The sequence below is a fragment of the Nocardia araoensis NBRC 100135 genome (genome assembly GCF_000308435.1).
Taxonomy (GTDB): Bacteria; Actinomycetota; Actinomycetes; order Mycobacteriales; family Mycobacteriaceae; genus Nocardia; species Nocardia araoensis.
In genome coordinates, this window is the sequence record NZ_BAFR01000086.1 from 1 (window position 1) to 11,909 (window position 11,909).

Below are 11,909 nucleotides of genomic sequence, written 5' to 3' on the forward strand. Positions count from 1 at the left end.
CCGCCATCCATCGACGACACCATCCCTTTCTCGGGGTGGGGTGGTCGATGGGTGGGGGTGTGGATAGTTTCATAGAGTTACGGCGGTCATAGCGGTGGGGAAACGCCCGGTCCCATTCCGAACCCGGAAGCTAAGCCTGCCAGCGCCGATGGTACTGCACTCGACAGGGTGTGGGAGAGTAGGACACCGCCGGAACATCCTTTCACGAAAGGCCCTCGACACAGTCGAGGGCCTTTCGTCGTTCGAACCCTCGACACGGTCGAGGGTTTGTCGTTTATGCAGGAAATCCTTTTCCGTGTCGACCGCCGCTCGTGAGCGTAGTCGTCAATTCCGCTGCCGCGCTGCGCGTCGCATCGACGAATTCCTTTCGTTCCACGCGCGTCGTCGCGGCGCGCAACGGCCCCAGCTGAACCTCGTAGGCGGCGCTACCGCTGGCGTCGAAAACCGGAGCCGCGAGATAACTCAGCGGCAATATCTCGTCCGAATCCAGCTCCGCCCGGGTGAAAGGCCGGGACGTGAGCGCGGCGAGTTGGCGAAGAGCGCGAGTGCGCAGATGTGGTCGCAGCAATTCGGATCCGACCGCGCCGAGTAGATCGGCGAGGAGATCGACCATGCCTGCGTCGTCGGCGCGCGGCCGGAACACCGCGACTCCGCGTTCGCGCACCAGCGTCAGCAGCGCACCGGCCGTACGTCGATCCGCGTCGGTGGCGGTGCCCAGCCAAGTGTTCTGCTCGTTCGCCGGACGCCACGGCATCACACTGGCTCCGGCCGGGAACTGTAGCGGGATGCGGTGGCCCACCGGGATTCCCGGCACGCCGCGGTCGACACCGTGCCGGACGTCGAGCACGGTGAGCCGATCCGGCTCGATGCGGCTGAAGGTGGCGCCGTAGCCGGTCCGTGCGGCCAGACCGGCGAGGAGGTCGCCGACGCCCTGCGGCAACGCGGCTGCGTGTAATCCCACCAGCGCGGGACCGATGCCGTAACCGCGAGCCGGATCGCGCACGACCCAGCCGGCCGTGTCCAACTCGGCCAGGATCGCGGTGGCGGTCGCGCGGGCGATGCCGAGCCGTTCGGCGATGCCCGCGACGCTGATCGGCTCGCCGGATGTCGCCAGCAGCGACACGATATCGACGACGCGACGCGTGGGCGGCGACGCGGATCGGTCCGGCATGGCGGCAACCCCTTGTCCCGGCTCGGGTGAGCGACTTACGATGACGAATATTAGATCACATGCTGTCGAATATTCGTCAGTCGCTGCGTAGGGAGCGTGAATGATTCTGGATCGGTTCCGAATCGACGATCAGGTCGCCATAGTCACCGGCGCTGGTCGTGGCCTCGGCGCGGCTATCGCGGTCGCGTTCGCGGAGGCGGGTGCGGATGTCGTCATCGCCGCACGAACCAAGAGCCAGCTCGACGAGGTCGCCGAGCGGGTCGCCGCCGCCGGGCGGCGGGCTCACGTGGTGCCCGCGGATCTGAGCGACGTCGAGGCCACGGCGGCCCTCGCCGCGGCGGCGGTCGAGCGCTTCGGGCGATTGGACATCGTGGTCAACAATGTGGGCGGGGCATTGCCGTGCCCGCTGCTGGACACGACGCCGCAGGCACTGCGGGACGCGTTCGATTTCAATGTCTCCAACGCGCACGCCCTGGTCCGCGCCGCGGTGCCGCGCATGCTCGAAACAGCGGGCGGCGGCTCGATTCTGAACATCACGTCCACTATGGGGCGGCTGCCCGGCCGCGCGTTCGCGGCATACGGCACCGCCAAGGCCGCGCTCGCCCACTACACCAAGCTCGCCGCGCTCGACCTGAATCCGCGTATCCGGGTCAACGCCATCGCGCCGGGCTCTATCTTGACCTCCGCGCTGGAGGTGGTCGCCGGAAACGACGCCATGCGCACCGAATTGGAGTCGAAAACGCCACTGCACCGCATCGGCGAACCCGAGGACATCGCCGCGGCCGCGCTCTACCTGGTGTCGCCGGCGGGGAAGTACCTCACCGGCAAGATCCTTGAGCCCGACGGCGGCTTGATCGTCCCCAACCTCGACCTGCCGATCCCGGACCTGTGACATGACATATCGCGTAGTGCAATGGGGCACCGGCAATGTGGGCAAGCATGCCTTGGCCGGCGTAATCGCCCACCCCGATTTGGAATTGACCGGCGTATGGGTGTCCGGTCCAGCCAAGAGCGGTACGGACGCGGGAACACTCGCGGGGCTCGATCATCCTGTCGGCGTCGCCGCGACGACCGACGCGGAGGTGTTGCTCGCATCGCGACCGGACTGCGTCGTCTACTGCTGCATGACCGACAACCGACTGTTCGAGGCCGTGCAGGACCTGCAGCGCATCCTGGCCGCCGGGATCAATGTCGTCGCGTGCGCACCCGTGTTCTTCCAGTACCCCTACGGCGTGCTGCCCGACGAGTTGCTGAAGCCGGTGCAGGATGCAGCCGCGCAGGGCAATTCGTCGCTGTGGGTGAACGGCATCGACCCCGGTTTCGCCAACGACCTGCTGCCGCTCGCGCTCGCGGGAACCTGCCTGCGCATCGACCAGCTGCGCTGTCTGGAGATCGTGGACTACGCCAGTTACGACAACCGCGCGGTCATGTTCGACATCATGGGCTTCGGCAAGCCCATGGACGAGATTCCCATGCTGTTGCAGCCCGGCGTGCTGTCGCTCGCGTGGGGTGGCACGGTTCGACAGCTCGCGGCGGGGATCGGGGTCACCCTCGACGCCGTCACGCAGTCCTACGAGCGCATCCCGGCGCCGGAGTCGTTCGACATCGCGACCGGGCACATCGCCGAGGGAACCGCGGCGGCGCTGCGGTTCGAAGTCCGCGGCATGGTCGGGGACGTGCCCGTCACGGTGCTCGAGCACGTGACCCGGCTGCGTCCCGACCTGTGCCCGGAGTGGCCGCAACCGGCGGATCCCGAAGGCTCCTACCGGGTCGAGATCACCGGCGAGCCCAGTTACGCGCTGGACCTGGTGACCTCGAGCCGCAACGGGGATCACAACTACGCGACCGTTCTGGCCACCGGCCTGCGCATCGTCAACGCCGTTCCCGCGGTGGTCGCCGCCCCCGCTGGAATCCTCACCGCGCTGGATCTCCCGCTGATCACCGCGCCCGCACACCGGCCTGGCCGGTGATCCACCTCGCCGCTTACAGCACGCGGGATATTCGGCCTTCGGGCTGATCTCTTTGTGGGCCGCGACCGACAGTGCGGTCGCGGCTCCACGGCTTATCGCCGCACGCGCCCGGCCTGGTTTCCGACCGGGACTATCTGGCTCGCAGGGCGGACAGTGCCCGCTCGACATCATCGGCGCTGTTGTAGAGGTGAAAGGCGAAGCGCAACCCGCCGCCTCGTGCCGAGGCGATCACCTCGGCTTCCTCCAACCGGGCGGCCAGGTCGCCAGCGCCAGGGACGGAGACGATCGGCGAGCGCGCCGCGACGGGCTCGAAACCCAGGTCTCGCAGGCCATCACGGAAGCGATCGGCGAGTTCGAGGTCGTGCGCGCCGATCTTGTCGACGGTGAGTTCCTCGATCAGCGACAGACCCGCCAGCGCCGCGACGACGCCGAGCCAATCGGGCGTCGTGTCGAACCGCCGTGCCGTCGCGGGCAACGCGGTCGGGCGGTAGAGCTCCGCCCAACGGTCTTGGGCGGCGTACCAACTGGACCCGATCGGACGCAGCTGCGGGACGAGTTCGGGCGGCGTGGCGAGGAACGCGACACTGCGCGCACCGATCAGCCATTTGAACGTGGCGCAGACCCAGTAGTCCGCGTCGGCGAAGCGCAGTGGCAGCCAGCCCGCGGCCTGGGTGGCGTCCACGAGCAGTCGCGCGCCGTTGGCTCGGGTGACCGCGCGCAGCTCGGTGAGATCGGCGACGCGGCCGTCCGCGGATTGGACCACGCTCACCGCCACCAACGCGGTCTCGGGACGTACCTGCGCGGCCAGCTCTTCCAAGGGCGCGAAGCGCACCACGATGTCGTCCCGGTACACGAAAGGCATGGAGACGGAGGCGAACTCGCCTTCCGGCAGCAGTACCTCAGCGCCGGGCGGCAGTGCGGCGGCCACGGGCGCGATCAGCCCCGCGACACCGCTGCCGAGCGCGATGTCGTCTGCGGTGGCGCCGTCGAGCAGCCGGGCGAACCCAGCGCGCAGCTCGGGTACCAGGGGGTCCAACTGGGATGTCGGCCCGCTGCGTCCGCTCGCCCAGATCGCGCTCGCATCGCGCACCGCGGCCAGGGCGCGGGCGGACGGCAGACCGAAGGAGGCGGTGTTCAGATAGGTGATCTCGGGAGTGAACTCGTCAGGCGCTAGCGAGGGCATGTTCGCAGCATCCGCCGGGCGGCGCGGGACCGTCCAGCGCCACCCGGCCGATAGTGGACCGATTTCGCGGTCGTCACTTACCCGGCGCCCACATATTGGACAGCAATTGGAAGCTGGGTGTGTCCGCCAGCGACTGCATGGATTCGTAGATGCGCCGGTAGGCCGTGGCGGCGATGCGCCACTTGCCGTCGGCATCGCGGCGGTAGGTGTCGGTGTAGTAACCGGCCCCCCGGATCAGCACCCCGTACTCGGTGGCGATCACGGTGTCCTCGAAGGCCCAGGACCCCGTGGCCGTCGCGCCGTCGACGACGATCTCGGGGTGGTTGGCGATGTGGACCGTGACCAGGGAGGGGCCGAGATTCTCCCGCATGAACGCGGTGATGGCGTCCCGGCCGTCCAGGTGCAGCGGCTCGCCCATGGCGTGGGTGCCGTAGTGCCCTGTCGCGTCGACGGCGAGGGTGTCGGCGAACTCGTCCCACTCCTTGAGGTCGAGGGTGCGGAAGTAGCGGTACTTCAACTGGCGGACGGCTTCGATGGCGTCGAGATCCATCTGTCGAGCCTGGCACGCGCCGCCGCCACAGACAAGAACGTGTTCTATTTTGCTTCGGGGGCGGCGGTGCGAGCGGCGGATCTGGATCCAGAGAACCGATCGCGTCCGGGAGACGAAAGCCGGCTCGGGGACTGACTTCGGTCGTGGGCAAGGGTGTCGAACCGGCGCGATCGGGTACCCGCATAACGGGCGTGATCACGACAGCGCCCAGGTATCGATCTCGTCACGACCAGGGGAATCTTACGATGACCGACCGCCCTGCCAGGCACGATCCGAACCAGCAGATCCCGCTCGACCAGGCACTCGCCCTCGAGGCGGCCGCGCGGCGGCTGGAGAACGAATTCGACGGCGTCGTCAGCGAAGCCGCGATCGAGGATCATCTCCGGGCGTCCTACGACCATGTCGCCGACCACGCCACCATCGTCAACTTTCTGCCGCTGCTGGCCGAGCGGTACACCCGCGAGTGGCTGTTCACCCTCGAGGATTCCGCGCACGGGTCCGCTTAGCGGCCTCTAAGCTCTACGCGAGCACGCGTGGAGGTTGGCAATGACGGTCGAGGTGATGACCGATCCCGAGCCGGGAGAGTTATCGACCGGATCCGGACAGGCAGCACGACCGAGCCAGTCCCCGGTATCGATGATCGAGCGGATGACGCTGATACTGGAGGCGTTCGACGGCGCGACGCCGACGCTCACTCTCGTCGAACTGGCCGAGCGCACCGGGCTGCCGCGCTCCACCGTGCACCGCATCCTCGACCAGCTGATCCGGCTGCGCTGGCTGGCCCACGCGCCCGGCGGCTACCGGCTCGGCCTGCGCACATTGGAATTGGGCGGCCTCGCCGCCGACCACAACGAGATCCGCGATGCGGTCAGCCCGCTGCTGCACGACGTGTGCCAGCAGACCGGAATGGTCGGCCATCTCGGTGTTCTGGACGGGCGCGATGTGCTGTATCTGGACAAGGTCGGCGGCCGGATCGCCGCGAGCGTGCCCACCCGGCTCGGCGGGCGGATGCCCGCGCACAGCACCGCGCTCGGCAAGGCACTGCTGGCGACGCTGGACCCGAGCATCGTGGAAGCGTCCTTCCGGGATCGCCTGCCGCAGCTGACCGCTCGCACGCTCGCCGACCGCGCCGAACTGCATCGCGAGCTCGGCCGCATCCGCAACCGCCAAGGGGTCGCCGTCGACAACGAGGAATCCGTGCTCGGAATCACGTGCGTGGCCGTGCCGATTCGCGGTCGCGGCGCGGCGGTGGCCGCGGTGTCGCTGTCGGGCCGGACCGGCGCCGACGCCGCGGTGCCGGACACCGCGCGGCTGGCCAGGGCGCTGGCCGAGATCGCCCGTGAGGCGGGACGAACGCTCTTCCCTCGGCACGTACGCAGGCGCTAGCGGCAGCGGAGCCGGATCATTTCCGATCGGCCGCTGACGCACCGGGGTGGAATGGCCGAAATTAGCGGTGCGCTTGCTGAATTGCCATCCTTTCACTCTGGAGAATTTTCGTTCGCCGTGCGCGCGTGCGGCCGGGCTGCTTTCCTGGAGAAGTCAGGATGGACAGTCCGCCGAGCAGTCGAGCCGGAGTCGGGGAAGCGATGCACCGGGTACCGATCCAAGAGCGGCCATTCCGTTCCGAATGGCTATGGTTTGCCGCAGGCGCGCTGGCCACCGTCGCGGTGGTCGTGTGGCTGGTGCGGCCGTCGGCGCCGACCTGTGCTGCGGCGCGTCCGCTCGGCGAAATTTCCTCGTCGTCCCGATTCCCGGTGTCCGCCGTGACTTTCGCGCCGATCGGGCCGGACATGGCCGCCGAGGCGCGTTACTACGTATTCGGCAAGCAGGTGTCGTGTTCCTTCCGCGAGCTGCCGCCGGACGGCTACTACGCCGGGCTGTCCACTCCCGACTACGGGCGCGCCGACCTTTGCGGGGCTCATCTGGACATCGCGGGTCCGCGCGGGTCGGTCCGGGCGCTGGTGGTCGACCACTGCCCGGCATGCGCGGCGGGACAACTCGATCTCAGCGCGGCGGCGTTCGAGCGGATCGCCGACCCGCGCGACGGAGTGGTGCCGGTCGGCTACCGCTTGGTCCGCGACCCGCAACCGGCGCAGCAGTTGAACTACGAGGTGAAAGCGGATTCGTCCGCGTCCTGGTTCGGCATCCTGTTCGGCGGTACCGGAAATCCGTTGCGGGAGGCAGCTGTTCGTCCAGCCGAGGGCGGGCCGTGGCGACAGCTCGCCCGACGGGCCGACAACTACTGGACCATCTCCGGGGCGGGACCGGGCCCGTTCACCGCGCGCGTGACGGACGTCTTCGGCAACGAGGCCGAGATCACCGACGTGGTGGTGGAGCCGGGACGGTACCTCGCCGGTACCCGGCTCTATTCCGGCGCGCCGTCGTTCACCTCGTCGCCGTCCCTCGCGACCGCGACGGGGCCCGTCACGGTCGCGTCCGGCTGCCGACGGTAGCGATCAGGCGAGTTTCGCGGCCAGCGCACGCCCGGCTGCCCGGCCGGAGAAGATGCACCCGCCGAGGAAGGTGCCTTCCAGCGCGTTGTACCCGTGCACCCCGCCACCGCCGAATCCGGCGACCTCACCCGCGGCGTACAGACCAGGGAACGCCGTGCCGTCCGGCCTGACCACCTGGGAATTCAGGTCGGTTTGCAGACCGCCCAACGTTTTCCGCGTGAGGATGTTGAGCCGGACGGCGATCAGCGGACCCGCGGCGGGATCGAGGATCCGGTGCGGTTTGGCGACCCGGCCCGCCTTGTCGCCGAAGTACCTGCGCGCGTTGGCGATCGCCATCAGCTGGCTGTCCTTGCCGTACTTGTTCGTCAGTTCCCGGTCCCGCGCGACGATCTGGCGTTCCAGGTCGTCGTAGTCGAGCTGGGGGCCGCGCGCGATCTTGTTCATGCCCTCGACCAGCTCGCGCAGCGTGTTCGCGACGACGAAATCGACACCGTGCTGCTTGAACGCCTCGACCGGGCCGGGGGCGCCCTTGGCGACACGGCTCTTCAGGGTGAGTTTGAGATCCTTGCCGGTGATGTCCGGGTTCTGCTCGGAGCCCGACAGCGCGAACTCCTTCTCGATGATCGACTGGGTGAGCACGAACCAGGAGTAGTCGTACCCGGTCTTCAGGATCTCCTTCATCGTCGTGTTCGTATCGAATCCGGGGAAACACGGCGCGGGCAGCCGCTTGCCGTTGGCGTCGAACCACAGCGAGGACGGTCCCGGGATGATCCGGATGGCGTGGTCGGGCCAGATCGGGTCCCAGTTGATGATGCCCTCGGTGTAGTGCCACATGCGATCCCGGTTGACGATGGCGCCGCCCGCGGTCTCGGTGATGGCGAGCATCCGGCCGTCGACGTGCGCGGGCACGCCGGAGATCATGGTCTCCGGGCACGGACCCAGTCGCTCGGTGGGCCAGTTGCGCCGGATCAGCTCGTGATTGTGGCCGATTCCGCCGGAGGCCACGATCACCGCTTCGGCGCGCAATTCGAACTCGCCGACTTCGGTCCGGGACGAGGCGCGACCGCGTTCCAGATCGGTGTCCTCGAGCACGGCGCCGCGCACGCCGACCACCGCGCCGTCCTCCACGATCAATTCGTCCACCCGGTGGCGGAAGCCGAAACGGACCAGTCCGCGCCGCTCGCCCTCGAGCACGGGCTCGGCGAAGACCCGGACCACCTCGGGGCCGGTGCCCCAGGTGAGGTGGAAGCGCGGCACCGAGTTGCCGTGTCCGTCGGCGCTGCCGCCGCCGCGTTCGGCCCAGCCGACCAGCGGCGTCACGCGCAGGCCGAGCTCGCGCAGATAGTCCCGTTTCTCGGTGGCCGCGAAGCGGACGTACGCCTGCGCCCACTGCCGGGCCCATTTGTCCTCGTCGTCGCGGTCGAACCCGGCCGAGCCGAGCCAGTCCTGCAGGGCCAGATCGTAGGAGTCCTCGATGCCGAGCCGCCGCTGCTCCGGGCTGTCGACGAAGAAGAGCCCGCCCAGCGACCAGAACGCCTGGCCGCCGAGGTTGTTGCGGTTCTCCTGATCGAGCACGTGCACCGTGCGACCGGCCTTGACCAGTTCATGGGTGGCGACCAGGCCGGCCAGCCCGGCGCCGACGACGAGGACGTCCGCCTCGGGGCTGCTGTTGGACATGTTCATCCTTCGGTTGCGGTGCTGTAGGCCAGCACGACGTGGTGGAAGAGTTCGGTGCGGCGCTCGCGCACGGCGTGGCTGTCCGGCTCCATCAGCACCTGGACGCTGGTGCCGTCGTGGACGGCGATGAGCGCTTGCCCGAACGCCTCCGGATCGGGCACGGTACGGCCGCCGCGGGCCAGCGCCGCGACGATCGTGGGCATGAGGGCCGCGACGATGGCCTCCTCGCGAGCGGCCATCACCCGGCGCAACGCGGGGGTGCGCAGGGCGTGCGCGGTGAATTCGGCGGTGATCCGGTACCAGCCCTCGTCGACCGGAACCGCCCGCTCCAGTCGCTCGACCGCGGCCCGCACGTCGTCGCTGCCCTCGGCCGCGATCTCGTCCAGGATGGCGCTCGCCTGGGTGAGCATCGCCGTGGAGCGCTGTTCCCACATGGCCAGGAACAGCTCGTCCAGCGAGCTGAAGTTCGAGTAGAACGCTCCGCGGGTGAACCCGGCGCGCTCGCAGACCCGCTCCACGGTGGCGCGGCCGAAGCCCTCTTCGGCGAACGCCTCGTAGGCGGCGGTCAGCAGCCGGTTCCTGGTTTCGGCGCGGCGGCGGGTGACCCGGGCGGGCGCGGCCTGCGCGGCCTCGGACGTCATCGGGCACCTCCTCGGTTCGGCTGGGTCGAGGCGTCGGATACAGGAATGTACTCGATACAGAAATGTATCAGAAGTCGCCGGGCGCCGTGGCCGTATCGCCCGAGTAGGGTGATTCCGGCGCAGCCGACGCGATCGGGGTGCGCCGTCCGTGTCGATCCGATCGGTGCGAGGTGATCCGGTGAGCGAGGTTCGCAACGGTACGGCCGCGATGCGTTGCTGGCGGGTGCGCAGGCCTGGCCCGATCGAGAGCGGACCGTTGAACGCGGAGCGGACGCCCGTCCCCGAGCCCGGCCCCGGCGAGCTGCTGGTGCGTGTGCTGGCCTGCGGTGTGTGCCGGACCGACTTGCACGTGGCCGAAGGCGACCTTCCGGTGCACCGGCCCGGGGTGGTGCCTGGGCACGAGGTCGTCGGCGAGGTGGTTTCGGTCGGACCCGCTGCGGATGGGGAGGGTTTCGCGGCGGGGGACCGGGTGGGTATCGCCTGGCTGCGCCACACGTGTGGTGAGTGCAAGCTCTGCCTGCGCGGGGCGGAGAACCTCTGCCCGTATTCGGCCTACACCGGCTGGGATGCCGATGGCGGTTACGCCGAATTCGCCTGTGTGCCTGCGGCGTACGCGCTGCCCCTGCCCGCGGGTTACTCGGATGCCGACACCGCCCCGCTGCTGTGCGCGGGCATCATCGGGTACCGGGCGCTGCTGCGGGCCGCCGTACCGCCGGGCGGGCGGTTGGGCATCTACGGTTTCGGCGGCAGCGCCCACATCGCCGCTCAGGTAGCCGCCGCGCGCGGAGCGGAGGTGCACGTGATGACCCGGGATCCGGCGGCGCGGGAACTCGCCGCCGCGCTCGGCGCCGCTTCCGTGCAGGGCGCGGCGGATCCGCCTCCCGTGCTACTGGATTCGGCGATCCTGTTCGCACCCGTCGGTGAGCTGGTGCCGCCCGCGCTCGCGGCGCTCGATCGAGGCGGGATTCTCGCCATCGCCGGTATCCATCTCAGCGACATTCCTCCATTGAACTACCAGCGGCATCTGTTCCAGGAAAGGGAGATTCGCTCGGTGACGGCGAACACGCGTACGGATGCCCGCGAATTCCTGGCATTCGCCGGCGAACACCGGATACATCTGACCACACACGGGTACTCCCTGGATATGGCCGATCGGGCGTTGGCCGATCTCGCGCACGGACGATTTGCCGGCGCGGCGGTTCTCCTGCCGTAGAACACGATTCGGCGCTGACTCCGTATCGGTCGGATGGAGTTCCTTGACGGCCTCCTCGGCCGTTCTTACCTTCGCGGATATAGCCGAGTAATTGTCACTGACAAGTGTCGCCCGGCTGTCTCACAACGGCGTGAGTAGGTGAGTACGATGGCCAACCGGAAGGTAATCCAGTTCGAAAAGTGGCGTGTAATAAGGGCATTCGCCGTGTTACTGCTCGCCGCGGGTTTCGGGGCTGCGACGGGAATGCACGCATGGGCAGCGTCCTGTGCGGCGGTCGACGTAGTCGTCGCCAGAGGCACCCATGAACCCGGGTATCTGGGTTCGGTGGTGGGCGACCCACTGTACGACGCGCTGTGGCAAGCCCTTCCGGTCGATTCGCAGGCCTACCGGGTGGACTATCCCGCCGACCTGCTCGACCCGTCCTCCATCAGCCGCGGCACCCAGGACATGACCGCCCATGTGATGTGGCAAGCGGCGAGGTGCCCGGACCAGCGGTTCATCCTGGTCGGCTTCTCGCAAGGCGCCGTCGTCACCCACGGGGTGCTCGGCACCGGCATCGTGACCGTGCTGGGTGGCATGTACACGCTGCCCGCGGATCTGGAATCCCGGGTGGCCGCGGTGCTGCTGTTCGGTGACCCGATCCGGTTGATCGGCTGGAATGTGCCGGACCGATACGCCTGGCGAACCGGAAACTACTGCGCGACTGGTGATCCCGTGTGCGAAGGCGGCATCCGTCCGGCCGCGCACACCGACTACCGGTGGGCCATGTGGCCCGCCGTGGAGTTCGCGGTGGACCGGGTGTGACATCGCGCGGCGGAAATCCGCGGGGTGGGGCCGACCCGAGGTCGGCCCCACCCCTCAGCGGTGCGCAGCTACCACTGCAAGCCGGGAACGACGCGTGCGACGCGCGCCGCTGGGCTGGGCAGCGCCATGAGCGGCATGATCACCGGAGCCAGCGCGGACAGTGCGCCGCTGGGCGTTTCGGAAGCAGGCGACGCATCGGCCGGACGGCGATCCGAGTCGCCCCGCGCCGCCTTGGACTCCCCGAACA

At 68.8% G+C, this 11,909-nt stretch carries 12 protein-coding genes and 1 rRNA gene; 8 read left to right on the forward strand and 5 right to left on the reverse strand.

From position 1 onward, the window contains the following. The first annotated feature begins 78 nt into the window (after positions 1-78). A 5S ribosomal RNA gene (gene rrf / locus ON21_RS11475) occupies positions 79-195 on the forward strand. Between the two features lie 79 nt (positions 196-274). Here the strand turns inward: rrf and ON21_RS11480 are convergent. Then, positions 275-1,171: a helix-turn-helix domain-containing protein gene (locus tag ON21_RS11480; protein ID WP_039797798.1), complete on the reverse strand. Its 897-nt coding sequence runs from the start codon at positions 1,169-1,171 to the stop codon at positions 275-277. A gap of 100 nt (positions 1,172-1,271) precedes the next feature. Here ON21_RS11480 and ON21_RS11485 point away from each other — a divergent pair, with 100 nt between their 5' ends. Both ON21_RS11485 and ON21_RS11490 read left to right on the forward strand, forming a co-directional pair. Then, a complete protein-coding gene (locus tag ON21_RS11485; protein ID WP_039797799.1) occupies positions 1,272-2,063 on the forward strand; it encodes an SDR family oxidoreductase in 792 nt (263 codons plus the stop codon). A 1-nt stretch (position 2,064) separates the two neighbouring features. After that, positions 2,065-3,141: an NAD(P)H-dependent amine dehydrogenase family protein gene (locus tag ON21_RS11490; RefSeq protein ID WP_039797801.1), complete on the forward strand. Its 1,077-nt coding sequence runs from the start codon at positions 2,065-2,067 to the stop codon at positions 3,139-3,141. Positions 3,142-3,271: 130 nt separating this feature from the next. On the opposite strand, the gene ON21_RS11495 is transcribed toward ON21_RS11490, so the two are convergent. After that, complete coding sequence (locus tag ON21_RS11495; RefSeq protein WP_039797802.1) at positions 3,272-4,324, reverse strand: aminotransferase class V-fold PLP-dependent enzyme; 1,053 nt, start codon at positions 4,322-4,324, stop codon at positions 3,272-3,274. A 73-nt stretch (positions 4,325-4,397) separates the two neighbouring features. Continuing rightward, positions 4,398-4,874 (reverse strand): nuclear transport factor 2 family protein, encoded by a 477-nt coding sequence (locus ON21_RS11500; RefSeq protein WP_039797803.1) that lies wholly within the window; start codon positions 4,872-4,874, stop codon positions 4,398-4,400. Between the two features lie 245 nt (positions 4,875-5,119). Between ON21_RS11500 and ON21_RS11505 the strand changes: the two genes are divergently transcribed. The 3 genes from ON21_RS11505 (at position 5,120) to ON21_RS35785 (ending at position 7,327) form a co-directional block, all read left to right on the forward strand. Further along, a complete protein-coding gene (locus ON21_RS11505) occupies positions 5,120-5,380 on the forward strand; it encodes a three-helix bundle dimerization domain-containing protein (RefSeq protein WP_051020696.1) in 261 nt (86 codons plus the stop codon). A 142-nt stretch (positions 5,381-5,522) separates the two neighbouring features. Then, positions 5,523-6,260 carry an IclR family transcriptional regulator gene (locus ON21_RS11510; protein WP_306307696.1) on the forward strand — a complete coding sequence of 246 codons (738 nt, stop codon included), beginning with the start codon at positions 5,523-5,525 and terminating at the stop codon, positions 6,258-6,260. Between the two features lie 377 nt (positions 6,261-6,637). Next, the gene (locus tag ON21_RS35785) at positions 6,638-7,327 is read left to right on the forward strand and encodes an expansin EXLX1 family cellulose-binding protein (protein ID WP_157170798.1); all 690 of its coding nucleotides are present in this window, start codon (positions 6,638-6,640) and stop codon (positions 7,325-7,327) included. A 3-nt stretch (positions 7,328-7,330) separates the two neighbouring features. Here ON21_RS35785 and ON21_RS11520 read toward each other — a convergent pair whose 3' ends face one another. Further along, positions 7,331-9,010 (reverse strand): FAD-binding dehydrogenase, encoded by a 1,680-nt coding sequence (locus tag ON21_RS11520; RefSeq protein ID WP_051020698.1) that lies wholly within the window; start codon positions 9,008-9,010, stop codon positions 7,331-7,333. Then, positions 9,007-9,645, reverse strand: a complete 639-nt coding sequence (locus tag ON21_RS11525) for a TetR/AcrR family transcriptional regulator (RefSeq protein WP_039797805.1) — start codon at positions 9,643-9,645, stop codon at positions 9,007-9,009. The genes ON21_RS11520 and ON21_RS11525 overlap by 4 nt, the downstream gene beginning before the upstream one ends. Positions 9,646-9,853: 208 nt before the next feature. Between ON21_RS11525 and ON21_RS11530 the strand changes: the two genes are divergently transcribed. Together ON21_RS11530 and ON21_RS11535 are read left to right on the forward strand one after the other, a co-directional pair. Next, positions 9,854-10,858 carry a zinc-binding alcohol dehydrogenase family protein gene (locus ON21_RS11530; protein WP_039797809.1) on the forward strand — a complete coding sequence of 335 codons (1,005 nt, stop codon included), beginning with the start codon at positions 9,854-9,856 and terminating at the stop codon, positions 10,856-10,858. 243 nt (positions 10,859-11,101) lie between these two features. Then, on the forward strand, positions 11,102-11,662 hold the full coding sequence (locus tag ON21_RS11535; RefSeq protein ID WP_245562552.1) for a cutinase family protein: 561 nt from the start codon (positions 11,102-11,104) through the stop codon (positions 11,660-11,662). Positions 11,663-11,909 lie beyond the last annotated feature (247 nt).